Origin of the sequence: Ureibacillus aquaedulcis (genome assembly GCF_030418165.1) — a bacterium.
GTDB classification, from domain to species: Bacteria; Bacillota; Bacilli; order Bacillales_A; family Planococcaceae; genus Ureibacillus; species Ureibacillus aquaedulcis.
Genome location: NZ_JAUHTQ010000001.1, coordinates 157555 through 183954, shown reverse-complemented (window position 1 = coordinate 183954; position 26400 = coordinate 157555). Strand labels below are relative to the sequence as shown.

The 26400-nt window shown below is 40.6% G+C and carries 22 protein-coding genes, 1 pseudogene and 1 riboswitch; of the genes and pseudogenes, 2 read left to right on the top strand and 21 right to left on the bottom strand.

The features are described 5' to 3' along the window. Window positions 1-136: 136 nt before the first annotated feature. From QYB95_RS00925 to speB, 19 genes and pseudogenes are all read right to left on the bottom strand, one after another. Window positions 137-775, bottom strand: coding sequence for a TetR/AcrR family transcriptional regulator (locus QYB95_RS00925; protein ID WP_301136193.1), 639 nt, complete (start codon window positions 773-775; stop codon window positions 137-139). Between the two features lie 3 nt (window positions 776-778). After that, a complete protein-coding gene (locus QYB95_RS00920) occupies window positions 779-1918 on the bottom strand; it encodes an acyl-CoA dehydrogenase (protein WP_301136192.1) in 1140 nt (379 codons plus the stop codon). A 75-nt stretch (window positions 1919-1993) separates the two neighbouring features. Further along, window positions 1994-3139, bottom strand: a complete 1146-nt coding sequence (locus tag QYB95_RS00915) for an acyl-CoA dehydrogenase (RefSeq protein WP_301136191.1) — start codon at window positions 3137-3139, stop codon at window positions 1994-1996. Window positions 3140-3154: 15 nt separating this feature from the next. After that, on the bottom strand, window positions 3155-4009 hold the full coding sequence (locus tag QYB95_RS00910) for a 3-hydroxybutyryl-CoA dehydrogenase (RefSeq protein ID WP_301136190.1): 855 nt from the start codon (window positions 4007-4009) through the stop codon (window positions 3155-3157). Between the two features lie 72 nt (window positions 4010-4081). Then, complete coding sequence (locus QYB95_RS00905) at window positions 4082-5275, bottom strand: acetyl-CoA C-acetyltransferase (protein WP_301136189.1); 1194 nt, start codon at window positions 5273-5275, stop codon at window positions 4082-4084. 327 nt (window positions 5276-5602) lie between these two features. Beyond that, window positions 5603-7747 (bottom strand): heterodisulfide reductase-related iron-sulfur binding cluster, encoded by a 2145-nt coding sequence (locus QYB95_RS00900; RefSeq protein ID WP_301136188.1) that lies wholly within the window; start codon window positions 7745-7747, stop codon window positions 5603-5605. 319 nt (window positions 7748-8066) lie between these two features. Continuing rightward, window positions 8067-8627 (bottom strand): cob(I)yrinic acid a,c-diamide adenosyltransferase, encoded by a 561-nt coding sequence (locus QYB95_RS00895; RefSeq protein ID WP_301136187.1) that lies wholly within the window; start codon window positions 8625-8627, stop codon window positions 8067-8069. 2 nt (window positions 8628-8629) lie between these two features. After that, window positions 8630-10093 (bottom strand): adenosylcobinamide amidohydrolase, encoded by a 1464-nt coding sequence (locus QYB95_RS00890; RefSeq protein ID WP_301136186.1) that lies wholly within the window; start codon window positions 10091-10093, stop codon window positions 8630-8632. A gap of 4 nt (window positions 10094-10097) precedes the next feature. After that, window positions 10098-11081, bottom strand: coding sequence for a FecCD family ABC transporter permease (locus QYB95_RS00885; protein WP_301136527.1), 984 nt, complete (start codon window positions 11079-11081; stop codon window positions 10098-10100). A gap of 194 nt (window positions 11082-11275) precedes the next feature. Then, window positions 11276-11464: riboswitch (cobalamin riboswitch) on the bottom strand. Between the two features lie 331 nt (window positions 11465-11795). After that, window positions 11796-12551 carry an amino acid ABC transporter ATP-binding protein gene (locus QYB95_RS00880; RefSeq protein ID WP_301136185.1) on the bottom strand — a complete coding sequence of 252 codons (756 nt, stop codon included), beginning with the start codon at window positions 12549-12551 and terminating at the stop codon, window positions 11796-11798. A gap of 12 nt (window positions 12552-12563) precedes the next feature. Beyond that, complete coding sequence (locus QYB95_RS00875) at window positions 12564-13280, bottom strand: amino acid ABC transporter permease (RefSeq protein WP_301136184.1); 717 nt, start codon at window positions 13278-13280, stop codon at window positions 12564-12566. A 12-nt stretch (window positions 13281-13292) separates the two neighbouring features. Further along, on the bottom strand, window positions 13293-14003 hold the full coding sequence (locus QYB95_RS00870) for an amino acid ABC transporter permease (protein ID WP_301136183.1): 711 nt from the start codon (window positions 14001-14003) through the stop codon (window positions 13293-13295). Window positions 14004-14134: 131 nt separating this feature from the next. Continuing rightward, window positions 14135-15010 carry a transporter substrate-binding domain-containing protein gene (locus QYB95_RS00865; protein WP_301136182.1) on the bottom strand — a complete coding sequence of 292 codons (876 nt, stop codon included), beginning with the start codon at window positions 15008-15010 and terminating at the stop codon, window positions 14135-14137. Window positions 15011-15015: 5 nt separating this feature from the next. After that, a complete protein-coding gene (locus tag QYB95_RS00860; protein ID WP_301136181.1) occupies window positions 15016-16218 on the bottom strand; it encodes an acyl-CoA dehydrogenase family protein in 1203 nt (400 codons plus the stop codon). A gap of 359 nt (window positions 16219-16577) precedes the next feature. Further along, window positions 16578-17387 carry an S-layer homology domain-containing protein gene (locus QYB95_RS00855; protein ID WP_425609164.1) on the bottom strand — a complete coding sequence of 270 codons (810 nt, stop codon included), beginning with the start codon at window positions 17385-17387 and terminating at the stop codon, window positions 16578-16580. Next, window positions 17379-17582: pseudogene (locus tag QYB95_RS19270) on the bottom strand (S-layer homology domain-containing protein); the annotation flags it as partial. The pseudogene QYB95_RS19270 and the gene QYB95_RS00855, both read right to left, overlap by 9 nt. A 264-nt stretch (window positions 17583-17846) precedes the next feature. After that, the gene (gene argS / locus QYB95_RS00850) at window positions 17847-19514 is read right to left on the bottom strand and encodes an arginine--tRNA ligase (RefSeq protein WP_301136179.1); all 1668 of its coding nucleotides are present in this window, start codon (window positions 19512-19514) and stop codon (window positions 17847-17849) included. Between the two features lie 2 nt (window positions 19515-19516). Continuing rightward, window positions 19517-19951 (bottom strand): YwiB family protein, encoded by a 435-nt coding sequence (locus tag QYB95_RS00845; protein WP_301136178.1) that lies wholly within the window; start codon window positions 19949-19951, stop codon window positions 19517-19519. 295 nt (window positions 19952-20246) lie between these two features. Then, on the bottom strand, window positions 20247-21119 hold the full coding sequence (gene speB / locus QYB95_RS00840; RefSeq protein WP_301136177.1) for an agmatinase: 873 nt from the start codon (window positions 21117-21119) through the stop codon (window positions 20247-20249). 497 nt (window positions 21120-21616) lie between these two features. Between speB and QYB95_RS00835 the strand changes: the two genes are divergently transcribed. Further along, window positions 21617-23674, top strand: a complete 2058-nt coding sequence (locus tag QYB95_RS00835; protein ID WP_301136176.1) for a transglycosylase domain-containing protein — start codon at window positions 21617-21619, stop codon at window positions 23672-23674. 465 nt (window positions 23675-24139) lie between these two features. Here QYB95_RS00835 and QYB95_RS00830 read toward each other — a convergent pair whose 3' ends face one another. After that, complete coding sequence (locus QYB95_RS00830; protein WP_301136175.1) at window positions 24140-24664, bottom strand: YwhD family protein; 525 nt, start codon at window positions 24662-24664, stop codon at window positions 24140-24142. A gap of 71 nt (window positions 24665-24735) precedes the next feature. Between QYB95_RS00830 and QYB95_RS00825 the strand changes: the two genes are divergently transcribed. Next, window positions 24736-24921, top strand: coding sequence for a 2-hydroxymuconate tautomerase (locus tag QYB95_RS00825; protein WP_301136174.1), 186 nt, complete (start codon window positions 24736-24738; stop codon window positions 24919-24921). Window positions 24922-25037: 116 nt separating this feature from the next. On the opposite strand, the gene QYB95_RS00820 is transcribed toward QYB95_RS00825, so the two are convergent. Beyond that, the gene (locus tag QYB95_RS00820) at window positions 25038-26282 is read right to left on the bottom strand and encodes an HD domain-containing protein (protein ID WP_301136173.1); all 1245 of its coding nucleotides are present in this window, start codon (window positions 26280-26282) and stop codon (window positions 25038-25040) included. Window positions 26283-26400 lie beyond the last annotated feature (118 nt).

Genomic DNA, 26400 nt, shown 5'->3' with positions numbered 1-26400 from the left:
ACGTGAATGTGTAAGAAACGTCAGGATAATAATTTTCCATCCCCATTTTGATATTTCTTAACTCCTGACTCTCACTCTAAATAAAACACCGCTTCATGCAACGTACAAACGTATGCTTTTGGCGGTGTGGACTGCATTACTCTTTAAAATGTAAAATCCCGGACAGGCACATCTTTGTTTGGGCAATGGTGTACTCCTTAATAGTGAAATGCTTATGTAGCGCCCATTTTCGGAACGCCCATGCTTGCCCCTGAACAACGATATGATTTGCCGCCAGAAAGACCTCTTTATCTGTAACCTTTAAACTCCCCGATTGTACACATGCCTTCAATATTTTTTCAAAAATAGACACCATCTCTAGCTCTTTTTTTAAAACGTAGCTTTGCGCCTCTTTTGGCAAAGTTTTCGTTTCCTGGTACATGATCGTAAATTCATCTACCATACTATCGATTAAAATAAAGTATTGTCCGATCGCTTCCTTTAGCTCTTCGATTGTTCCGGAGCTTGCAGAAATATGGGATAGTCGCTGGATCACCTGATGATAAATATTGTCGCAAACCAGATAAAGTACATCTTCTTTTGTACGGATATATTCATACAAAGTCCCGATGCTAAATCCCGCAGCTTTGGCTATTTCCCTTGTTGTGGCACGATGAAAGCCTTTTTCTTTGAAAAGTTTCATCGCTCCTTCAACAATTTGCCTTCTTCGAATCTCAATGAGACCTTCATCTTTGATAGATGATTTGACTAGGATCTTTCCATTTCTCTCTGCCATTGATTACTTCGTGATCATACGAGAGATTACTAATCGCTGAATCTCTTGTGTTCCTTCGTAAATTTGCGTAATCTTTGCATCGCGCATATAGCGCTCTACAGGGTAATCTTTTGTATAGCCATAGCCGCCAAACACTTGCACTGCCTCGGTTGTAACAGTCATTGCCGTGTCGCCTGCCATTAGCTTTGCCATTGCCGATTCTTTCCCGTAAGGAAGGTTATTCGATTCTAGCCAAGCCGCATTGTAAGTCAAGAGTCTGGACGCTTCTATAGCTGTTGCCATATCTGCCAACTTAAAAGAGATACCTTGGTTTGCAAGGATCGGTTTTCCAAATTGAACACGCTCTTTTGCATATTCTGTCGCTGCATCTAACGCACCTTGCGCAATTCCGACTGCCTGCGCAGCAATCCCGTTTCTTCCTCCGTCCAGTGTTTTCATGGCAATGATAAAGCCTTCCCCTTCACTGCCAAGAAGGTTTTCTTTTGGCACACGGCAGTTATCAAAGATGATTTTCGTTGTTGGAGATGAACGAATACCCAATTTCTTCTCTTTCTTGCCGACACCAAAGCCCGGGAAGCTCGATTCAACAATAAATGCACTTGTACCTTTATGTTTTGAATCAGGATCTGTTACCGCAAACACCACATACGTATCAGCAATACCGCCATTGGTAATGAAAATTTTGGAGCCATTTAATACGTACTCATCGCCTTCAAGCTTTGCTGTTGTTTTCATGCCCCCTGCATCACTACCAGAGCCAGCTTCTGTTAAACAATAGGCACCGATTTTTTTCCCTTCAGCCATTGGGCGAAGGTATTTTTGCTTTTGTTCCTCAGTCCCAAAACTGTAAATTGGCCAGCCTGCCAAAGATGTATGTGCCGATAGTGTTACGCCTGTTGATGCACAGACACGAGACAGCTCCTCGACTGCAATTGCATAAGCTAGATAATCAAACCCTGCCCCTCCGTATTCTTCCGGCCACGGAATACCCGTTAACCCAAGTTCGGCCATCTTATCCCAAATTTCACGATCAAAGCGCTCTTCCTCGTCACGTTCTCCTGCTGTTGGCGCTACTTCATTCAAGGCAAAATCACGAATCATCGCGCGTAATTGTTGATGCTCCTCAGACAACTGAAAATTCATTTTCCCATCCCCCGTTATTTGAATGTGTGTATTGTGTGTGTGCCAGGCACTCACACAGCTTCAGGACAACTCCAACTATTTGGAATTGTTTGTGAGCCTGGTACTTATTACAATTTTTTGGATTTCGCTTGTACCTTCATAGATTTCTGTTACTTTGGCGTCCCGGAAATATCGTTCGACTGGATAATCCTTTGTATAGCCGTATCCACCGAATACTTGGATTGCTTCCGTAGAAACATTAACGGCAGTTTTGGAGGCGAACAATTTCGCCATCGATGCTTCTTTGCCACAAGGTAATCCTAGAGATTGGAGATTTGCTGCTCGATATACCAGTAATCTTGCGGCTTCTACTGCCGTAGCCATGTCCGCCAGTTTAAAACCTACCCCTTGGTTGACAGCAATCGGCTTTCCGAATTGAATTCGTTCTTTGGCATAGTTTGTTGCCGCCTCCAATGCGGCTTGTGCGATTCCTAGGCTTTGTGCAGAAATGCCGATTCTTCCGATATTTAAGTTGGCCATGGCAATTTTAAAGCCTTCATCTTCATTGCCCAATAAATTCTCTGCCGGCACTTTCATATTTTCAAAGGTAAGCTGTACCGTTTTGGAGCCATGAAGCCCCATTTTCTCCTCATCTTTCCCAACAATAAACCCTGGCGTATCCTTCTCTACGATAAACGCAGAGATTCCTCGGGATCCTCTGGCAGGATTCGTTGAAGCAAAGACAATATATACATCCGCTTCTCCACCGTTTGTAATAAATACCTTCGACCCGTTTAGGACATAATGGTCATCCTGTTTGACAGCCTTCGTTTTTAACGCCCCTGCATCTGACCCCGCTTCAGGCTCCGTCAAGCAAAACGCACCTAAATACCCGCCGCTCGCCAATTTCGGAATATATTTTTTCTTTTGTTGCTCTGTTCCAAAATATAGAATTGGGTTCGTTCCGACAGAAGTATGCACGGAAAGGATAACTCCCACAACTGCGCTAACTTTTGATAGTTCATTGATCGCCAGGATATAGGAGGTAAAGTCCATTCCTGCTCCGCCATACTCTTCCGGAACAGTAATGCCCATTAGACCAAGCTCTCCCATTTTCCTCAGGATTACATGCGGGAATTCCCCCTGCTCCATGTTGTCGATGAATGGAGTTATTTCACTTTCTGCAAATTGACGCACCATATCCCGCATCATCATTTGCTCTTCTGTAAATACTAGATGCATAGAAACCCCTCCCTACTAGTCTTCGTACACATAGAACCCACGGCCGGATTTCTTTCCAAGCCAACCTGCAGCCACATACTTACGAAGCAGCGGACATGGACGGTATTTGCTATCTCCCAAGCCCTCGTGCAGGATCTCCATTATTGAGAGACATGTATCCAAGCCAATAAAATCAGCTAGCGTCAACGGCCCCATCGGATGATTCATCCCTAGTTTCATGACATCATCAATCGCGTCCTTGGACGCCACCCCTTCATACAATGCGTAGATTGCTTCATTAATCATCGGCAGTAAAATACGGTTGGAAATAAAACCTGGGAAATCATTTACTTCAACTGGTGTTTTTGATAATTTCCGCGTCATTTCTTCTACTGCATGGTAAACCTCGTCTGCCGTTGCAAGGCCGCGTATGATTTCAACAAGCTTCATCACTGGGACGGGATTCATAAAGTGCATGCCTATCACATGTTCCGGACGTTTTGTTACAGCAGCAATCTCCGTTATTGGCAAGGATGAAGTGTTCGTTGCCAGGATTGCATGTTTTGGTGCAATGCCATCCAGGTCTCTAAAGATGGATTGTTTAATCTCCATATTTTCTGTTGCCGCTTCTATAACCAGATCCGCATCTTGTGCGTCCTCCAGACTAAGTGACATTGTAATTCGGCCCAGTATCGCTTCTTTTTCTTCTTCTGTCTTTCTTCCCTTTTCCACATCTCTTGCCAGGTTTTTTGTAATAACCCCCAGCCCACGATCGAAAAACTCCTGCTTCATGTCATTCAGTTTTACGTCGAAGCCTGCTTGTGCACAAACTTGAGCTATCCCTGACCCCATTTGCCCAGCACCAACAACCATCACTTTTTGAATCGCCACTGCTCTCTCATCCCCTTACTTTTGTTTGAACGTGTTTGAATCTATTTGGAAGTTCGTAGTGTTTCTATGAAATTATCGTTTCGGCACTTCAATCAGTATGGCATCCCCTTGCCCGCCGCCTGAACAAATGGCAGCAATTCCAACGCCGCCGCCTCGGCGTCTTAACTCGTAAGCTAAAGTTAAAATGATTCTTGCACCAGATGCACCAATTGGATGTCCAAGTGCAACTGCGCCACCATTAACATTTACTTTTTCAGCATCTATTCCTGCAATTTGATTGCTAACAAGAGCCACAGCGGCAAATGCTTCATTAATTTCGATAAGGTCGATGTCTTCAATTGTTTTATTCGTTTTCTTTAACAGCTCGTTAATCACAAGTCCCGGTGTCTGTGGAAAATCCTTGGGCTCAACCCCGACCTCTGCATGCCCCAATACATAAGCTAGTGGCTTTTTGCCTTCCAGGGTTGCTTTTTCTTCACTCATTAACACAAGAGCACAAGCCCCATCATTAATTCCTGGTGCATTCCCTGCAGTTATTGTTCCATCTTTATCGAATGCGGGTTTCAGTTTTGACAACGCTTCCAAAGATGAATTTTTACGAGGTGCTTCATCCTCCACCACTGTCGTTACGTCACCTTTTCTGCCTTGAATCTCAATTGGTGCAATTTCTTCGGCAAATTTCCCCTCTTGCATCGCTTTTACTGCTAATTGGTGACTTCTAACCGCCCACTCATCCTGCGTTTCTCTGGCAAGTTCAAATGCATTGGCCGTTTCATTCCCATAAGTACCCATATGCACATTTTTTGGATGGAAAGCACAGGATAGCCCATCATACACCATGCCATCTACCATTTTCGCATCACCCATACGCAAACCCCATCGTCCATTTGGTAAATAGTAAGGTGCATTTGACATAGATTCCATGCCACCAGCAACAATCACTTCTTCGTCTCCCAATCGAATAAGCTGATCGGCTAGAGTAACACTGCGCAATCCTGAAGCACATACTTTATTAATGGTCTCTGTTTTTACGGAATAAGGAATTCCTGCTTTTTGTGCAGCTTGTCGTGAAGGAATTTGTCCTTGCCCAGCTTGAAGCACTGTTCCCATAATGACCTCATTGACTTCTTCTGCTGTGACATTCGCTCTTTCCAATGCTGCTTTAATGGCGTTTCCTCCCAAATCACTTGCTGTTAATGCCGAAAGTGTTCCCCCAAACTTTCCAAACGGTGTTCTTGCTCCTTCTAAAATAACTGTTCTACCCAAATCTTCATCCCCTTTGTATTTTCGAGTTTTACCCACAGTCTTTTAAAGTTGTTTCTGAGGTGCTTACAGTAGTTTTACGGGTACTGCATTCTTGCATTTCCTAACCCCAATAGATTTTTGCACTGCTTCCATCGACTGAACGCTCGCTCAGTTTATGTTTAATAAAAAGGGGAGCCATTTAGAACTCCCTTTTTACATTTATCTATATTTTATAGAATATTAATCTGTTAATCAATTTTAATTTTTCTGATATTTCAAGTTCTATCTCTATTAAGTTTTAATTTCCTAGGAAAAACATCATTTTCGTAACCTTCGAAAGCCATCCAATTAAACCTCTACGACTTTTTCATCGAGCACTTCAACCACTTTTTCGCCGAATACAGAACGTTCCAAGAGCTCGGCGATATCGAAAGTGCCAACTGATTCCTCGACCTCTTTTGCTTTCGTTCCATCCGATAGCATCGTTAAGCAGTATGGACAGCCGGAAGAAATTACGGATGCGTTTGTCGCAAGAGCTTGTTCTGTTCTTGCTACATTTATTCGGTTTCCAACGTGTTCTTCCATCCACATCAGACCACCACCGGCTCCACAGCACATTGCAGTTTCACGGTTACGTTCCATCTCGACAAGATTTACGCCTGGAATGGCTTTTAGAATTTCACGCGGTGCATCATATACATCATTGTAGCGACCTAAATAGCATGAATCATGGAATACAATGGTTTCATCTACCCGATGATTTAATGTCAGTTTACCTTCATTCACTAAATCATATAGTAGCTCTGTATGATGGTATACTTCCCCTTCCCATCCAAAATCTCTGTACTCGTTTTTAAAGATGTTATAAGCATGCGGGTCAATCGTTACAATTTTCGTCACGTTATTTTTCACGAATTCGTCGATGTTTGCTGTGGCAAGCTCCTGGAATAAAAACTCATTCCCTAAACGGCGAGGTGTATCTCCAGAGTTCTTCTCTTTATTGCCTAAAATCGCAAATTTCACTCCTGCCTCATTCATTAGACGGGCAAAGGATAGAGCGATTTTCTGTGAGCGGCTATCAAACGATCCCATGGAACCAACCCAGAATAAATACTCAAAGCCTTCACCGGATTTCTTCGCTTCTTTCACCGTCGGAATCGGAATCGATGGGTCCATTTCACGCCAGTTTTCTTTTTCTTTTCGATTAAGTCCCCATGGATTTCCTTGACGTTCTATATTATTCATGGCGCGTTGTGCATCGGAATTTACTTTTCCTTCCGTCATCGTTAAATAACGGCGCAGGTCAATAATCTTATCAACATGCTCGTTCATTACCGGACATTGGTCTTCACAGTTACGGCAAGTTGTACATGCCCAAATCTCTTCTTCCGTGATGACATCCCCAATCAATGAAGGGCTATAGATATTTTCAATAATAGCACCTTCCGCCCCAGCTGCCATCGCCAGTTGATTGCCTTGTGTATTATTAAATGCAAATGCTGGTACCCAAGGTTTTTGTTTTGTTGTTACCGCCCCTGTGAAAGTTAGGTGGTCACGCAATTTAACTATCAGGTCCATTGGCGAAAGCATTTTCCCTGTACCTGTTGCCGGACACATATTCGTACAGCGGCCACATTCCACGCAAGCATATAAGTCGAGCATTTGCTTTTGAGTGAAATCAGTTATCTTACCGACACCCAACGCCGGCATATCCGCTTCATTCTCGGCTTCTTCCAATGCAGCAAAGTCAATCGGACGAAGTGTTCCAATACGGTCTTGCCGATTTACTACAGCATTTACAGTACCTGTTATTAAGTGGAAGTGTTTGCCCTGTGGAATATAAACAAGGAAGGCAAGCAATGCCACTAGATGTGCCCACCACATAACAAAAAATACAACCGCTGCTGCTGTTGGCGACATCCATTGGAACAGCCACGCAATCCCGGAAGCAACGGGTTCGGCCAGTGTCAATGCATGTCCATGCCAGATCAGTGCCATACCATTGCCAATTAAAGTGGCAAACATTAACACAGCTAGGAACAAATAAACCAATCCGTTTTTGAAGCCTCGTTTAAGTCGTACAAGCTTTTCCATATAGCGGCGGTAAAACGCGACAGCCACCGCAATTAAAATAACCAATACAACAATTTCCTGGAAGAAAGTAAATACCGGATATAATCCACCAAGCGGTAAATGAGAACCCGGAGCTAGTCCCTTCCAGATCAAATCGATTGCCCCTAATTGAACCAACAAGAAGCCATAGAAAAAGGCAACATGGACCAAGCCCATTTTTTTATCTTTCAATAGCTTGGATTGTCCAAAAACTTTTTCTGCCAAATCCCCAATGCGTTCTCTTAGCTTTAGCTCGAACTCTTCTTTTCTGCCAAGTTGAATAAATTCATAGCGTGTTTTCACTAAATAGAAGAATAATCCTAATGCGTATAAGACAACCGCTGCAAATAATACCCAATTTGCAATAAGCAATCCATTCATTTCTTCTCCCCCTTTTCCCTTTTTTCCCCTTTGTTCAAATAACTTCTTTTAGAGTAGTCTTAAATGATTCTATAATATTAATAAATTCAAGAACCCTCATTTTTATGTCTATTGTAAATTATGAATGAGCATTCAGTCAACGCATTATTCAAATATTTCTATTAATTTGTTGATAGTTCGTTAATAATGCACTATTTTTCTACCAAACACTCTCCACCTAGTACCCTTTCTTTCATACAAATAAAACCGAGATTCCGATAAATAGATAAAAGCCCCGTAAAATTAGACAACTTCTAACTTACGGGGCAATTTCATTTAATTATTTAAATACATCTCCACTTCGGATATATTCGATATCCTTAATGTTGGATCGGAAGTTTGCAACACGTGCAGCTGCGAAAAAGTAATCAGACAAACGGTTTAAGTATTTTTGAACGATTGTTGGCACATCAGAGGCTTCATTCATTAATGTGACAACCCGACGTTCCGCTCTTCGTGTAACTGTCCGAGCAATGTGAAGTGTTGCTGCTGCAGGAGTCCCACCAGGCAGGATAAACCTTTTTAATGGCGGAGCTTCATCTGACAGGGCATCAATTCTTTTCTCCAATGCTTCAATAGAAGACTCCTGCAATGTATACTTGCGCTCTTTCATCACATTAGCTAAATCGCCGCCGCAATCAAACAACTCATGCTGTATCGTTTCAAGGTCTTCCAGCAAGTCTTTGAATACTTGCGCATCCAATTCGGTTACAGCCTTGCCAATATAGGAATTCAGCTCATCGATTGTACCATAGGCTTCCACTCGCAAATCGTCCTTGCTTACACGTCCCCCCATTAAACTTGTTTTGCCTTTATCCCCTGTTTTTGTATAAAGTTTCATTTTTAACTATCCCCTTTTCGATAAGTTTGAATGGCTTCTACCGTCGCCTCAAAAACACCTCTCCCAATTACTTGGCCAACCTCTGTAATGGGTCCCCCGTATTGCATGAATTTCCCTTGCTGTGTTGCCGCAATCAATAAGCTATCCGTCGGTGTACCAGTTGCAAGTGTATCCGATATGCAATCATACACCTCTTCATGCTGCAATGCCTTTGATTTGCTTTCTGTTGCTGTCATCATCGCTTGCACAAAGGCTTCATCAGATAATTTTCCATTGATGATCACCCATGTATTGATTGTTCCGACCCTATCACCATATTTGCGTTTATAGCTTTGCGAGACATCGATTGCATTTCCAACTCCAGCGGTTACTACTACGAAAACTTCACCATAAGGCATTTCATATTTCTTGATTACCGCCTTTTTTGTGTCAACGGCAGTCATCATGCCCACCGTATTTGTAGGTGAAAAGCCTTCATGCACTAAGTACTGATAATATTCTTCGTGTACATGGTCAATATCATAATCAGGTTGTACTGTCCGGTTGATAAAGTTTGCATACCAGCCCAATCCGGCATTATGAACGGATGACGATAGCACTCTCAACGGAAAGCTTGATTTAAATTCAATATATTCTTCCCTTATGTTCAAATGATTTATTGTAATTATTTTTTCTTCTGAGTGCTCGTCTACGTCCGGCAGAATCGTCATCTGCGGCTTTGGCTGCTCAGGATGCGCTTTTATGGAAATCCGTGTACGATAAACATCCTCGATTTGCTCCTCAAGCAGAACCTCATGCGGCGCACCGAAAGCTTTTACTTTCCCATTTTCCATTAACAAAATTTCATCGCAATAGAGTGACGCTAAGTTAATATCATGGAAAACAGAAACTACCGTCAGTTTATTTTTTGTTACTTCTCGACGAATCATATCCAGGATTTGCTTTTGATGTGCAATATCCAGATGATTGGTCGGTTCATCAAGCAATAGCAGACTTGACGCCTGGGCCAAAGCTTGCGCGATGAAAACTCTTTGCTGTTCCCCACCAGATAGAAACTCCAAATAGTGGTCTTCATATTTTTCGACCCCTGTCTGCTGCATTGCCTTTTTTACAGCTCTTTCATCCTCGGCTCCCCAGCTGGAGAAGAAGCCTGATTGATGGGGGTAACGACCAATTGACACAGTCTCTCGTACTGTACTGGAAAAGGCTGTTGCATGGAGCTGCGGCAATATGGTCATTTTTCTGGCCAACTCGCGGGTTGAATAATGATTTATATCCTTTCCATCGATGATGACGCTTCCAAAAGTGGGACTCATGATGCCGCTGATAACTTTCAATAGTGTCGATTTTCCGCATCCATTCGGTCCAAGAATGCCTACCATCTTCCCTTTTTCTACGTGAAATGAAATATCCGATAGAAGGGGTGTATTTCCATATCCACCCGAAATATGTTGTACGTTTAGCATGTATTCACCCCCTACTTCTTCGCTGCTTAAAGAAGATATACGAAAAGACAGGCGCGCCAATAAAAGCTGTAATCACACCGATTGGTAATTCTGATGGCGTAATGATTGTCCTTGAAACGAGATCACAAAGGATTAAAAGACTGGCACCATTTAAAAATGATAGCGTTAGTAAATGCCGATGATCTGTGCCCCAAAGCATACGCGTCATATGTGGCACAACTAACCCAACGAAGCCAATAGTACCTGAAACGGCCACTGCCGCTCCAGTAAGCATTGAACCTCCAGCCAAAATCGCATACTTTCTATTCTTTACATTTACCCCCAAGGCCTGTGCCCGTTCATCACCATACATCATGGCGTTGAGTTCCCGGCGATTGAGCCACAGAAGTACAACCCCAATGACAACAAACGGCAAAATCATTTGGACATACGGCCATCCCCGCATGGACACACTACCAAGAAGCCAGCTTGTAATCTCTCGCAGCTGTTGGCCGGTAAGTGCAATCATCAACGAGATGCAAGCCCCCAGAAAGGAACTGAAAATAACACCCGTTAAAATAAGGGTTTCCATTTTCAAGGTACGGTCGATTAATCTCGCGAAGGATAATACGAGCATCATTGTTATGAATGCCCCTATCATTCCGATAAGCGGCAAAGTGTATACACCGATTATCGGTAGTGAAAGACTAAAGAAAATGGTTGCAACCGCTCCAACAGAAGCACCGGAAGAAATACCAAGTGTATAGGGATCGGCCAAAGGATTTTTGAGCAATCCTTGAAAGGCCGCCCCAGCAATGGCCAATGAAGCTCCGACAAGCCCTGCCAAAACCACACGCGGCATTCGAATACCCCATAAAATACTGTACGCACTGGGATTTGTTTCGCTATCCCACAAGGTCGAGAGCGGGACATTCGCCGACCCGATCGAAACGCCAAGCCAAATGCTAACTAATAAAATAATGATTGATGTACTATAAGCAAACATCATACTCTTTTTCACAATGCTACCTCAACAAGATTCTTTACATGATATATTTTTAGCAGAAATTGAAATCACTTCGTATTTCATTGTTAAGTCCGGGATTTCCGAGCCAAAATAAAAAGTCTCCCTGAGTATAAGAGAGACGTTTTAGTAATTATAGAAAATTACACTATTGTACTCCCCTTATCCTCGTAAGGCTTGAATCGGTCATCATAAAGGCAGGTATCCTGGCTTATGGTATCGTACCCCTTCCCTCCATTACAAATTTTTAAAACAGTGGATTTGGTGCTACTCCCATTTACAGTTGCGGGACAGCGCTGGATTTTCACCAGCTTCCCTTTTACTCTTTTTGCATTAGTTGCAAAAGAACCTTTATGAGAATATTTAATTATATAACTAATTATAGCTTATTTTAAGGGATTGTGTAGAAACATCAAGTATTGACATCCAGATTTACCCAAAAGGGGGTGGGACATAACCCGAAAACACCATTTTCCTAGAGTAGGAAAATGGTGTTATCTTGATGTAGCTTAAATTGATTTCCATTGCGGGGACGCGCATCCTCGGGCACGGCTCGAGCCTGTAGTCTCTCACTCGTGCTGTTCCCCCAGGAGTCGCCCCTCCACTCCAATCAATTTATAAAATATCAATTTCTTAATATAGAATCTTCCATCATACAAAGAATTTTTTACTTCTGTCCCAGCCTCAATGCTAGTTCTATTATATTTCAAAGTCATATTCACCAGGCAAGACACGACGTAGAAAGCGACGAGTTCGATCTTCCTTTGGTGTAATAAAAATTTCGTGTGGCGTTCCTTCTTCGACAATATTACCGCCATCCATAAAGATTACTTTGTTCGCAACATCTTTTGCAAAACCCATTTCATGTGTGACGACAAGCATTGTTGTACCTTCTTTTGCAATTTCCTTCATCACTTGCAGGACTTCTCCAACTAGCTCTGGATCTAATGCAGATGTCGGTTCATCAAAAAGGATAATATCCGGGTTCAATGCCACTGCACGTGCAATACCAACACGCTGCTGCTGCCCACCTGATAGTTGAATAGGGTAAGAATCGTATTTTTCTGATAAACCTACTTTATCGAGCGCTTTTTTTGAAATTTCGTAGGCATCATGTTTCAGCACTTTTCTCCCAATTATTAGCCCTTCTGCTACATTTTCTAAAGCAGTTTTATTATTAAATAAACTATAATTTTGAAATACAAAGGCCGTTTTCTTGCGGATTGCCAATACTTCTTTTTTGGAAGCTGTTTTTAGATCAACAGTTACCTCTCCAAAGGATGCAGAACCTTGATCTGCTCTTTCAAGAAAATTAATGCATCGAAGCAACGTTGTCTTGCCGGAACCACTTGGCCCTAAAATTACTACTACATCGCCCTTATCAATTTTCAAATCGACACCTTTTAAAATTTCATTTTTACCGAACGATTTATGGATGTTTTTTATTTCCAGCATCTTCTTGCCTCCTTAAGCAGTAGTGTATTTATAGCGGCTTAATCGTTTTTCGAACAGCTTAAATAAGTATTCAACCGTCATACATAAAATCATGTAAACTATGAAAATATCAATATATGCTTCTAAATAGTTATAGCCCACATTTGCCGCCACCTTTGCCTTTAATGTAATTTCCTGCAGGGAAATTGCATAACCAAGAGAGGTTGCTTTTATTAAATTTATAGTCGCCGTACAGAGATTCGGTAACGCTGTAACAAGCATTTGCGGGATGATAATTCTTCGATATGCCTGAGAAGATGTTAACCCTACTGAATAAGCAGCTTCAAGCTGTCCTTGACTTACCGTTTTCAAAGCGGAGCGGAAAACCTCTACTAAAATAGCAGCTGTATTAAATGAAAAAATAATAAAAGCATACCACAATGGATTTATATCATAGACTGGATAGTCAATATGATATTTTTCGAAGATTCCCGATAAAATTAGGGGAATGACACTATATAAAACAAAAATTTGAATAATAATGGGCGTTCCCCGTACAAAGGATACATAAATTTTTGTAAACCAATTTAAAACTGGAATTTCGTTAATACGTGTTAGGGCAAGAAAAAAACCGACCGGCAACGCAATCGCCATCGCAACGACTGTTACTAGAAGCGCTACCGGTACACCACTTAATGCTACAAAGAATGTATCGATCAGAAATTCCATATTTAGAAAGCTAGAATCCATGTGCGCTCCTCCTTAACTAGTTTTTAGCGAACGTTGCCCTTTGCTAAATATTTTCTCAAGTCTTCCAAAGAACTTTTCAATAGCAATTGAAAGTACCCAATAAAATACTGCAAGAGCAATATAAATTTCGAACGCATGTGTATTGTAATTATTCGCAATAATTAAGTTTGCCTTTCCAACGATATCGATAAAGCCGATTGTATAAGCAAGTGCTCCTTCTTGTAAGACGGAAATGACGCCATTGCCAAAGTTAGGGAGAGCAATCACGAAAGCTTGCGGGAATATGATCCGTTGGTATGCCTGGAATGGTGTTAACCCGACACTTACTGCAGCTTCATATTGTCCTTTATCGACCGAAAGATACGCTGACCGAATGACTTCTGCCATCATTGCAGCAAACTGTAAACTAAATGTAATGACAACATAAACACCGGTATGAACATCTTGTAAATAGATCCCCAGAAAAGATTCCGAAAATGCCGGAATCCCATAATAGACAAGGAATAACAAAACAATGGATGGTGTGCAACGCATGATTGTAATATAGGTATTTGCAATAAATCTTAGAATCTTATTTTTCGATAATTTAAACATTGCCAATAACAAGCCTAAAAGTGATCCAATGAGAACGCCAAGAGCAGCAACAAGTAACGTAATCCATAGAAAAGGTATTAGCTGAGGAATAGTAGTCCATAAATAAGTAATATCAAAATACTTTTCCAATAAAGTTCACCACTTTCCTTTCGAAAATCGAACCTACTATCATTTTTATATTTACATATCAGAAAAGGACTATGAGCAAATTTGACAGCCCAACAGCCCTCCTTAAAATTTATATAGGATAAAAAATAAATTTAGCGTTCTACTTGATCTAATACTTCAAATAAATCTCTTCCGTAAAATTCTTTGCTTAATTCTCGTAACTTGTCAGATTCTTTTAGTTCTTTAATTGCTTTATCATATGCATCTGCAAATTCCTGCTCTTTTTTATTAAATAATGGCCAAGTTTTAATTACATCGAATTCGTTGTAAACAACCTCATCTTTTAAATTATGATATGGTCCTTCTTCAGCCAATACTTGCCCATTGAATGCACCTTCGATAATTACACCGCCGTCTACACGTCCTTCATTTACCCATTGAACGACATCCACAGTAAACTCTTCACCTGCTTGCAATTTTACAGGGTTATCAGGATTTGCTTCGTTATATTCAGCAATCACCGTATATTGAGCATTGTTTGCAGCAATTGGAGCTAAAGTAAATCCTGCAGATGCAAAATCACTTAAATCTTTAATATCTTCATTCTCTTTTTTCAGCACAAGCCCCGCACTGCTTAAGCCTAAAAACTCTTGCGGGAATATAAATTTCTCTGTACGTTCTTCTGTCCAGAAGGCATTTTTTACACCAACTTGATATTTCCCTTGTTCAACCCCAATTAGTAAGTCATCATTTGTTGTACCAACATAATCAAACTCGTACTCCGGCATTAATTCATCAACTAATTTCATCACTTCTACGTCATAACCAGTTGGATTACCCTTATCATCGATAAATGTCATCGGCTTACCTGCTTGATCGTACGCAACTTTCACTTTACGGATTCCCTGGCCATCTTCTGTTGTAGATGAAGAAGAGCTTCCACTAGTCTCATTGCCGCCACATGCGGCAAGTATTGATACAGATGCTAAACCTACAACTGCAAATTTCAATAGTTTGTTAATTTTCATTTTAATTATCTCCCTCTATTTTCATTATCCTTTAATGCCGCTTCGGCCAATTTTTTAATTGTAATGTCATCCATTGGCGGGTTATGAAGTCCAGCACGTATATCCCGATAGTATCGCTGCAGCGGGTTTGAACGTTGTAGGCTTTTTGCCCCTACAACACGCATTGCTTTATCGACTACTTTAAGGCCTGCGTTTGTTACCACATGTTTTGCTGTATTTATTGCATTGATAATTAATGTTCCCTCTTCTTCTGATAATTGATATCCTTGTGCTTCTTTTTGTTTTGATTCCACATAGCTTTGTGCAGCACCGTATAAAGTAAAGCGAGCTGTCGCAAGCTCTAATTCGATTTCACCAAGCAATGCTTGCACATTCGGCAATGTAGCAATAGTTCCCTTAATACTATTTGGTGAATGCGTATTGGCAAATTGAAGTGCATAATCTCTTGCTGCTTGTGCAATACCCAAATATGTAGCAGGTACAAGCAGTAACCACCCATTTAATTTAAAACCTGTAGTGTAAGTAGGAAGCTCCACTAAATCCGATTCATCCACTATTACATTGTTTAGTACTAGATCATGACTTCCAGTACCGCGCATTGCAATTACATCCCAAGTTTCATCTATCGCTAACCCTTCTGAATCCTTATGAATCAAGAAGAACCCAATTTTCTCCTCCTCTTCAATCCAAGCTGATGTTAAGAAGTAATCTAGTTCTGGTGAGCCTGTTGTATAGCTTTTTCTGCCATTAATGATCCATTGGTTGCCGGACTTTTTTGCAGTTGTTCCTGGTCGACCGCCACGAATGGGACTTCCAGTAGCCACTTCACTAACTGCACGGTTAATGATGGCACCCTGTTCTACTTTTTTTGCAAACTCGCTTAATTTCGAAGTTTCCCAATATTTGTTTTCGAACAGCTCTCCAACAGTCAGCAATGTCCACCCAGTCGCCAAAGCTGTGCTGCCATCATAGCTTCCTAGCGTTTCTTGAAGTGCAATTGCTTCATATACATTGAAACCTTCGCCACCAAGTTCTTTGGGTAAAGTCAATTTCGTGTAGCCAATTTTTCGGAGTTCATGGATATGCTCATGAGGGAATGATGATTGCTCATCGATTTCTTGTGCATTACTTTTGATTTTTTTCTCTATGCTTGCTAACTTTTCGAGCCAAACACGTTGTTGCTCTGTTTTTATGAATAGATCCTTCACCGTACAGTCTTCCTTTCCTGTTCGAATATCAGCTATGTATAACAATTCCCTACTTATCCACTAAGAAAAATAAGATAAGTAATAAATTGATTTTACTTTCAGAATTTTCGGCAGTCAATACCTTAATCAAAGTTTTTTTATAGGGATTATAAACTTTTATGAAAAAAATGGCATACCGTATGAAATTAAAATAATCAAGAACCAAGAATACTGATTTCACGACATTCTTCGCTCCTTATACTTTCGTAAAAATTTAGTTGTCTTTTATCCTCGACATGCAGTTCGGTGCATGCGAGAGTTCATAAAAAAAGAGAGCAGGATATGCTCTCTTCCACCAAATATAAATAAAAAACTATAGGCTATGGACGAATAAATTGTTGCGTCCAATAATTCCCGTCCTGTGCGTATCCGACACCGATATGAGTGAAGTTGGCGTTTAATATATTGGCTCGATGGCCCTCGGAATTCATCCAGGCTTCTACAACTTCCTGTGCTGTCCGCTGCCCTTTCGCAATATTTTCACCGGCAGCTCTGTACGAAATACCAAGAGATGTCATTAATTCAAATGGCGTGCCATAAGTAGGGCTATTATGGCTAAAATAACTATTTTTGGACATATCATCTGATTTGATTTGGGCCGAATTCATTACAGGTTGATAAATCTCCAATGGTTGAAGTCCGTTTTTCGCCCTTTCAATATTCGTATATTCTACAACTTGTTCGGCGAAATCATTTTCAGCAGCCGGTGCTTGGTTATATGCTTCAGCTCGAACAACAAAAGATGCCATCTGATCACGTTTCACTGGTTCATTTGGCGAAAATGTTGTCTTGCTTGTCCCCGTTGTCACGCGAGCATCGTATAACGCTTGAATATAAGAACGGGACCACGATGAAGCACCAATATCTTTAAAAGGATATGTGATTGAAGAAGAGATCCGGATATCAAATGCATTTACAAGAATACTTGCCATTTCGGCTCTTGTTAATGAATTTCCCGGTTTAAAGGTCTGATCCTGATAACCTCTAATTATTCCTCGTTCATATAAAGCATTAATTTCCCTAAAATAGGGTGAAGTTGAATCAACATCGGAAAAAACTTGTTTTGTATAACCGGAAGCATCAATCTTTAAGACTTTTGTTAAGATTATTGCTGCTTGTTCTCTTGTCAATAACTGATTCGGTTTAAACGTACCATCCGGAAAACCATTTAGTACCCCTCGAGTAGCCAGTGATTGAATCGCTTCATAATGTATGTTTGCTTTCGATAAATCCGAAAAATCCAATGAATTTGCATCGGCTGCAGGAACCGATATCACTGCCGTAGCAGCAAGGGCAGCTAAAAACGCAGTATACTTTTTATTCATAAGGTTCATCTCCTTAGGCAGTCTTTGCAAACCGTATCATACCTTTTTCTATAAAACTAGGTGCATTCGAAATAGATTAAAAGATAGTTATTTCCTATATAGCCTCACTTGTGATTATAGAAACGTTATAAATGTAAAAAGTAGCATTCCTGCATCTTAATAAGAAGTAGCTACGCAATATCTTACTAATTCATCTTCTTACAACCCCTTTAACAAGAAAACCAGCCCCTATTTTCTAGGGGCTGGTTTAGATGATATTTGATATTACATTTTCTCTGGAGCCGCCACTCCGATTAAACGTAATGCATTCGCTAGTGTTACGCGGACTGCATTGATTAATGCAAGGCGTGCTTCTGTCAGCTCTTTGTTGTCTGGGTTAAGCACTTTTTCTGCGTTATAGAAGCTGTGGAATGCAGCTGCTAAATCTTGAATGTAGTTTGCAACACGGTGAGGTGTACGGTGTTTTGCCGCCTCTGCCACTACCTGTGGGAATGCACCTACTTTTTTCAGTACATCCTCTTCTTTTTCTGCTGTTAACAGATTTAGCTGATCTAATGAAGCTTTGAATCCCTGCTCATCTGCTGAACGAATAATTGAGCAGATGCGTGCATGAGCATATTGTGCATAGTAAACAGGGTTTTCGTTAGATTGTGACACGGCTAGGTCCAAGTCGAAATCCATATGTGAATCACAAGCAGTTTTTACGAAGTAGTAACGTACCGCATCCAAGCCAACTTCTTCAACCAATTCCCGCATCGTCACAGCATTTCCTGTACGTTTACTCATTTTATATTTTTCGCCGTTTTTATAAAGCTGTACCATTTGGATAACTTCCACTTCCAACTTTTCACGATCGTATCCAAGTGCTTGAATTGCCGCTTTCATACGTGGGATATAGCCGTGGTGGTCGGCACCCCAAATATTGATCAGCTTTTCAAAACCGCGCTGGATTTTATCTTCATGGTAGGCAATGTCCGGCGTCAAATAAGTGAACGAACCGTCGGATTTGATTAATACACGGTCTTTATCGTCACCGAATGGAGTCGAACGGAACCAAGTAGCCCCCTCTTCTTCAAACACATGACCATTCTCTTTTAATTTATTCAATGCTACATCGATTTTGCCGTTTTTGTATAAAGATGTCTCTGAATACCAAACGTCAAAGTTTACGCGGAAGTTTGCCAAGTCATTTTTTAATTTGTCCAGCTCAAGCTTCAAGCCATGTTCACGGAAGAATTCGAAGCGTTCTTCATCGGATTTTTCAAGGATGGAGCTGCCGAACTCATCAACCAATTTACCGGCAATCGTGATGATATCCTGACCATGGTAGCCGTCCTCCGGCATAGAAGCATCCATTCCAAGCGCCTGCTTATAGCGTGCTTCCAAAGAATGGGCAAGATTGTTGATTTGGTTCCCAGCATCGTTGATATAATATTCACGAGATACATCAAATCCTGCAAAGTCTAGTACGTTGCATAAAGAATCGCCGAATGCAGCACCACGGGCATGTCCTAAGTGAAGGTCACCTGTCGGGTTTGCTGAAACGAACTCGACTTGGACTTTTTCCCCGTTGCCGGATGTAGAACGACCATAGTTTTCCCCCTGCTCTTTTACAGCCTTTACTACATCAGCCAGGAAAGCTTTACGTACTGTGATGTTAATAAAACCTGGGCCCGCGATTTCTAATTTTTCGATTTCTGTACCTTCTGTTTCAATGTTTTCTAAAATGCTTTCTGCAATGGCACGTGGTGGTTTTTTTGCTAATTTTGTTAATTGCATCGCTAAGTTCGATGCGAAGTCACCGTTCGCTTTATCCTTTGGTGTTTCTAGATGGATATTGAATTGTGCACCCGCTTCAACTAAACCTGATTTTTCAACTGCCGCTTGCAAAGCGTCTTTGATTGCTTGTTGCAATTGTTCTACTGCATTCATTTTTATACCTCCGAATAATGTATTTCCAATGTATATTTTCCGACGGATTGACCGCTGATGATGAGATCATACTGTACGTTAAATTTTCCGCTCATGCTGCTATCTTCATTATGAATATGGGATAGGTGCTTGGTTTTCGTTATGATTGGCAGGGAGCCAAATTGCGTATCGTATTCTCCGATTTCCTCTTGGATGTTGTTGAATGGCAGACGCATTTTCACGCCGCCACCACGTAAAATAAGAGCTTGTTCATTTCCCATTTTTACCGTTGTTCGGATTTCTTTTTCGTCAAGCTGTTCTACATAACGCAAATAGGTCTTGCCGGATTTTTTAACAAGTGTCCCGTCTAGCCACATTTCGTAATTTTCTTTTTCTCCATCTATCGGTGAAATTGTGGAATTTAGTTTTATTTTTACTTTAGTTTCTTCCATACTCATCGCTGAGTCAGCTCCTTGGCTAGCATTACTATAACCTTTATATTATATATTAAAGCCTAATCAAAGTTCAATCATACCATAATTATGAGGAAGTTTTAAAAAAATCCAAAAGCATACGCCTTTGGATTTAATAATTATATACTTGTTGTCCTTTTCTTTTTCAAATTCTGTACCAATTTAATATATATCATAGTATTTTTGCAGGGAGTTTCTGTCGATTTAACCATAAAAAAAAGCATCGAAAATGGAAAGATATTTCCGATGCTTTTTATTTAAAGCTATTTTGATTTAGTTATTACTTAACCCAACCAAGAATCATTTCGCGAAGTAATTTAGCGGCTGTGTTAACAGTCATTTCGGAGTGGTCGTAGATCGGGGCTACTTCAACAAGGTCGAAGCCTACTACATTTACGCCACTTCGAGCGATTTCATGAATGGATGCCAATAATTCTTTGGAAGTAATTCCACCGCAATCCACTGTACCAGTTCCCGGTGCATGCGCTGGGTCCAGAACGTCGATATCGATTGTTACGTATACATTGCGACCAGCTAATGTAGGTAAAACTTTTTTTAGTGGCTCCAGCACTTCAAATGGTGAGATGTGCATGCCGTTTTCTTTTGCCCATTCGAATTCCTCTTTCAACCCTGAACGGATCCCAAATGAGTAAACATTTTTCGGACCAATCTGGTCTGCAATTTTACGAATCGGCGTCGCATGTGAATATGGTTCTCCTTCGTAATCAGTACGCAAGTCTGTATGTGCATCAAAATGAATAATTGCTAGGTCGTTATATTTTTCATATACAGCCTCCATGACAGGCAGGGAAACTAAATGCTCTCCTCCCATACCAACCGGCACTTTGCCCGCAGCTACTACTTTTCTTACGAATTCCTTGATTTCTTTTAATGACTTTTCTGGATTCCCGAACGGAAGCGGGATATCCCCAGCGTCAAAGAATTTCACATCATCCAATTCACGATCTAAATATAAGCTGTATTCCTCTAATCCAATGGATACTTCGCGAATACGAGCCGGGCCAAAACGGGAACCTGGACGGTAGCTTACTGTCCAGTCCATTGGCATTCCATAAAGGACCGCTTTTGACTCTTCATAATTTGGATGGCTTTTAATAAATACATTTCCTGCATAAGTTTCATCAAATCTCATTTATTTCACCTTCAATTCTTATTTTCAAAACCAGTCTCCCTTTTTTGCTCGTTCAAGCTTACACGAGAGTCCCCCGAATCTTTCCATCAAAAGGACTCAATCGATTTCACTTTATCATATTTTGTCGACTATTTGCTCAACTCAAACCAAATTTGGAAAAATATTTAGAGCATGTCCATTCCCCTTTGTCACTATCACAGCATTTCCAATGAGATATACTTCAGCATGCATGAAAATTGCAACAAACTAGGTCTTTTGAAACTTTTTTCGACTTTATTCGTATAAGATAATGTGAATGGTTTTTTATGGATTCCCATTTTATCTTCACATTGCTAGGAAGAGAGGTTTTCCACACCATTACAACCAGCTACTTGAAAAAATTATAGATAATTTTAGACAAGTTGCAACAGTTTTTTTACGTATAATTTCGATTAAAGGTCACGATTCAAGTCTATACTATGGCTAGTATGAAAAAAATGGATTGAGGTGAAATACGGATGAAAAGGGAAAATTATAGACGACAAAGAAAACGAAGAAAATGGATTAAGTACACAACCTTTACTGCTGTTGCTGCTGTATTTGCAGTTGTTGTTGGGTTTATCGCTTTGCGTGTATATGCTCAGATTGCTGGTGCTCCACCTTTGACCGTGCCAAAAGCATCCGTGTTTTTCGATAATAATGGAAATCGTATTGGCGATTACTTTTCTGCCGAAAGACGCTATTGGGTAGAGTTGGATGAAATCTCGCCATATTTAATAGATGCAACCGTTGCCGTTGAGGATAAAGACTTTTACGAACATAATGGTTTTGATTACTCCCGTATTGCCAGTGCACTTTTAACAGACTTAAAGACACAAAGTATGGCTGAAGGAGCAAGTACGATCAGTATGCAGCTAGCTCGTAATCTCTATTTAACCCTTGATAAAACTTGGACAAGGAAAATCCAGGAGGCCATTTATGCATACAGGTTAGAAGTTTTTTACGATAAAGATGAAATTCTTGAAGGTTATTTAAATACGGTTAACTATGGACACGGAATGTACGGAATTGAAGCGGCAAGCCGTTATTACTTCGGCAAATCCGCGAGTGAATTAACCTTGGCCGAATCTGCTTTATTAGCCGGGGTTCCGAAAGGGCCAAGCATTTATTCGCCAATCAATGATTATGAAAAAGCAGTTGGTCGACAAGCGGTTATACTGGAATTAATGGACAAGCAAAAATATATTTCAGTTGAGGAAAAGAATCGTGCGAATTCCGAGGAAATTGTCTTAAAAAATGAACAGTGGACTGCTGCTAAATCCAAGGCTCCCTTCTTTCTAGATGTGGCATGGCAAGAGGCAACCAAAATCCTGGAAAAAGAGAATCTTAATATCCGTGAAGGTGGCTGGTCGATTAAAACGACTTTAAACCAAGCACATCAACTCGCTGTAGATGAGGCCATTGAAGATAATATGCCGGACAGTGAGTTGCAGGTTGGCTTCGTTAGTATGGATGTGGAAACGGGCCAAGTAACCGCTTTAGTTGGTGGACGAGATTATGAAGATAGCTCGTTTAACCGCGTAACACAAGCAGTACGGCAACCCGGCTCTTCCATCAAGCCATTTTTATATGCTGCCGCTTTAGAAAATGGATTTTCGCCGCTTACATTTATGGACGTTGGCGAGACGATTTTCACTTATGATAATGGTCGGGCAACTTACAAACCCCAAAATGTAAATGGACAATTTGCGGATGGCCAAATGTCGCTCGCACAAGCGATTGCCATATCGGATAATATCTATGCGGTCAAAACTTTAGAGGAAATTGGATATGATCAGTACCGAGATATCTTGGATCGTTTTAGCCTAAACTTTTCAGAGGCAAACAATCCGTCCATCGCTCTTGGAACAACGGAGAATTCGCTATTTGATTTAACAAAAGCTTATAACACGATAGCGAATGGCGGGAAAGAAACAAAACCTACTACAATCCTTGAAATCAAAAATGCAGATGGCGAGGTTGTGTACGAGTATAAAAAACCTAAGAGCAAGCAGGTCATCTCTAAGGAAAACGCCTTTTTACTAACAGATATGATGACCGGCATTTTCGATCCTGTGTTTAGTGACTACTCCCCTGCTACCGGAGTGTCATTACGCCCACGCATGACGCACACCTATGCCGCAAAATCAGGGACAACGGTAAGCGACCAGTGGCTGGTCGGCTATACACCAAGTGTGACGGCAGGTGTATGGAATGGCTACGACCAAGGAAAAACCTTATCTGTCCAGCAGGATATGGCTGCTTCAAAACAAGTGTGGATCGATTTTATGGAAGCCATCAATAAAGGAAAACCTAACGAAAATTTTGAAGCTCCAAAAGGCGTTGAAAGTGTCCTGATTGACGTTGAAACCGGGAAGCTCGCAACGGACGCTTGTCCAAAACAAAGAATGGTTTACGTAAAAACGGAGGATGTTCCGACAGAAAAATGTTCTTCCTTTGAATTCTTTGATAAAGATTCCTGGGACGACTTCATAGACCTCTTCCCTTTTGAAGCCTTTAAAGGGATGTTTGAATAACTTACGCGAGCTTACAAAAGTAGGCTCGCATTTTTTGAATCAGACCTTTCTCCTGCATCCTTTTTATAAAAATGACAAAGCATACTTAAAGCTGTCAATAATAAAAAAGCCCCTTCTGGATCGGAATAATTTCCGCTATCCAGAAGGGGCTTTTATTTCTTATAGTAAAAAATGGTATATTAGTATACAAATATGTTTCTAAATTTAAAGTGATTTTTATGGCAAAACGAAGGTATGAGATTCATGGGGCATCCGGCTTGGGATGTTTCAAATGCCGCATAAGTCTCAAACAATTCGTTCAGCCAAGTGTCCTAGCTTACTAATGAAGCTTAGTTTCAGTGTACTTTTTTTCAAACTTAGTTTCAATAACGGATTAAATCCCAGCTCAAATTGTCACATTTTGTTCAAATTTGAGGATATTTTTTCACAATAAACTATTGACTTAATACTATTGCCAAATATAACTTATGATTTAATTACCGTTAGATCATTCCGAAGCTGCTCATCACTTCTTTCCCACATTTCTAGATTGTGAGATTTCAGGAAGTCTGCCAATACTTCTTTTGATACATCATCCATGTAATCAACCATTATTTTGCGTTTCATGGATTTGTCCATTTTATTGACATGGTCTGCCAAAATTTTATATCCTCGGCGTTTTTCTTTGTTCACTACCATTTCGCAGGCCGTTACCCCGGCAAAATATGGACCATCTTCTTTAAAGTCAATCGTCACCCATACAAGCCAGTAGGGTTTCCCGCCCTCAGAGTCCTCACGATTTGTTGTAAATTTAATTCGGCGCTCTACTTCACTCTTTGCATGCATCGCACCAATATCTATAAATGCGTTTTTTTCCTCTATATCAATAAAAACCGGCGATACATTTTCCAACGATAATGAACCAATACCAAAGCCTTTATGGCCATCAGTAGGATCATTTTTTATAATGGTAAAGCCCAACTTTTGTTTCGGTTTTTCTTCATTTGTCATATTGTAAATCCCTCCATCTAAGCCTATTATAAAGAATATACACTAATTTTATCCACTTAGGAGGATGTAAAATGCCAATCGTAACAGTAAAAATGTTAGAAGGTCGTTCAGACGAACAGAAAAAAGCTTTAGCAGAAAAAGTGACTGCAGCAGTAGTAGAAACGGTAAACGCACCACCGGAAGCTGTAACTGTCATAATCGAAGAAATGGCTAAGAACCATTATGCTAAGGCCGGTGTACGTGCCAGCGATCAATAATCTTTCACCAGAGAATCTATCCCATCTTGTTCATTAACATGGACTTGGTATAAATAGATTCTCTTTTAAATTTTATTGTCAGTTTCCCCTCTTTGTTGACCTTACTTTCAACTTGCCTAAACCCCTACCTCTTTAGGGAAATATACTTTGTAATCTGTTTTAATTTTTGTAGCAATGGTTTCTACAATATGCGACTGATCCGAAAGTTCGCGTATCTCACCAGTTGGCATCTCCAAATAAATGGGGCTCTTGGATGATATGCCTGGTCGATACATGTCGTAGGGTAAATCTGAAGTAGAATCCGCTTTAATATAATATTCCGGGTCCAATCCAATTGATTTTACCTGCTCCACCAGCCATGCATATCGCTCCGGCTCTTCCTCCGGGTTTAAATCGGCATGCTCGAACAAATCCCGATTTACGAAACGTCTGCATAAGTCACTTAAGATGGCGTCATTCTCTTCCATCCAGAATTGGAAATAGGTTAGCATGATGCTTTCATCTAAATCTAGATATTGTTTTACTGTACTGTTGTTTTCGAAAAATGGTTTAAAGTGAATCGGTTCAAATTTGAATGAATAGCCTTCATCACTTAAATGTTTAACTCGTTTCAATATATTATTCAATATCGTCTCTGCACTGCGTGATACAGGATGGAAATAGATTTGCAAATACATTTGATAGCGGGACATAATGTAATCCTCTATGGCATGCATGCCACTTGCTTTAATAACAATAATGTCCTTTCGCGGACGCATAACGCGTAAAATGCGTTCCATATCAAAATGGCCATAGCTAACCCCTGTATAATAAGCATCCCGCTGCAGATAATCCATCCGGTCCGCATCAATCTGGCTTGAAATCAAACTAACGACTTGTTGGTTTGTATAGTTTTTATCGATTACCTGAGCTATCCTCTCAGGGAAGTCCTTGGATACACGGGATAGGACCTCATGAATCTCTGTATCCCCCAACAGCACCATTCTTGTATATTCTTCATGATTTGTTCCAAACACATTTTCAAAGGCATGAGAGAAAGGTCCATGCCCCACGTCATGCAATAAGGCTGCACATAAAGCCAAGAGTCGTTCATTATTATCCCACTCAGGTCGACCATGGAAAATATCGTCCACAATCCGTCGAACAATTTCGTAGACACCTAGTGAATGATTGAACCGACTATGCTCTGCCCCATGAAATACTAGAAAAGTAGTTCCTAATTGTCGAATCCTCCGTAATCTTTGGAACTCTTTCGTAGCGATCAAATCCCAAATCACTTGATCACGTACATGAACATAGCCATGTACTGGATCTTTAAATACTTTCTCTTCAACTAACTTAGCACTCGCATAATCTTCCACAGTCCGCACCTCACTCTCTATTACTTACCCTTTATTATATGAGAGTTTTTAATGAATTACATCAAACACCCACTAAATTACTAGAAAAGAAAACATGTTGGTGGATTTTTATCATACT

Excerpts from the sequence above, each read along its gene's own strand:
- QYB95_RS00880 (WP_301136185.1), bottom strand. The coding sequence starts at position 12,551 with ATGCTGGAAATAAAAAACATCCATAAATCGTTCGGTAAAAATGAAATT.
- speB (WP_301136177.1), bottom strand. The coding sequence starts at position 21,119 with ATGAGATTTGATGAAACTTATGCAGGAAATGTATTTATTAAAAGCCAT.
- QYB95_RS00865 (WP_301136182.1), bottom strand. The coding sequence starts at position 15,010 with ATGAAAATTAACAAACTATTGAAATTTGCAGTTGTAGGTTTAGCATCT.
- argS (WP_301136179.1), bottom strand. The coding sequence starts at position 19,514 with ATGAATGCAGTAGAACAATTGCAACAAGCAATCAAAGACGCTTTGCAA.
- QYB95_RS00920 (WP_301136192.1), bottom strand. The coding sequence starts at position 1,918 with ATGAATTTTCAGTTGTCTGAGGAGCATCAACAATTACGCGCGATGATT.
- QYB95_RS00835 (WP_301136176.1), top strand. The coding sequence starts at position 21,617 with ATGAAAAGGGAAAATTATAGACGACAAAGAAAACGAAGAAAATGGATT.
- QYB95_RS00825 (WP_301136174.1), top strand. The coding sequence starts at position 24,736 with ATGCCAATCGTAACAGTAAAAATGTTAGAAGGTCGTTCAGACGAACAG.
- QYB95_RS00890 (WP_301136186.1), bottom strand. The coding sequence starts at position 10,093 with ATGCTAAACGTACAACATATTTCGGGTGGATATGGAAATACACCCCTT.
- QYB95_RS00830 (WP_301136175.1), bottom strand. The coding sequence starts at position 24,664 with ATGACAAATGAAGAAAAACCGAAACAAAAGTTGGGCTTTACCATTATA.
- QYB95_RS00885 (WP_301136527.1), bottom strand. The coding sequence starts at position 11,081 with ATGATGTTTGCTTATAGTACATCAATCATTATTTTATTAGTTAGCATT.
- QYB95_RS00875 (WP_301136184.1), bottom strand. The coding sequence starts at position 13,280 with ATGGATTCTAGCTTTCTAAATATGGAATTTCTGATCGATACATTCTTT.
- QYB95_RS00900 (WP_301136188.1), bottom strand. The coding sequence starts at position 7,747 with ATGAATGGATTGCTTATTGCAAATTGGGTATTATTTGCAGCGGTTGTC.
- QYB95_RS00845 (WP_301136178.1), bottom strand. The coding sequence starts at position 19,951 with ATGAGTATGGAAGAAACTAAAGTAAAAATAAAACTAAATTCCACAATT.
- QYB95_RS00915 (WP_301136191.1), bottom strand. The coding sequence starts at position 3,139 with ATGCATCTAGTATTTACAGAAGAGCAAATGATGATGCGGGATATGGTG.
- QYB95_RS00925 (WP_301136193.1), bottom strand. The coding sequence starts at position 775 with ATGGCAGAGAGAAATGGAAAGATCCTAGTCAAATCATCTATCAAAGAT.
- QYB95_RS00895 (WP_301136187.1), bottom strand. The coding sequence starts at position 8,627 with ATGAAACTTTATACAAAAACAGGGGATAAAGGCAAAACAAGTTTAATG.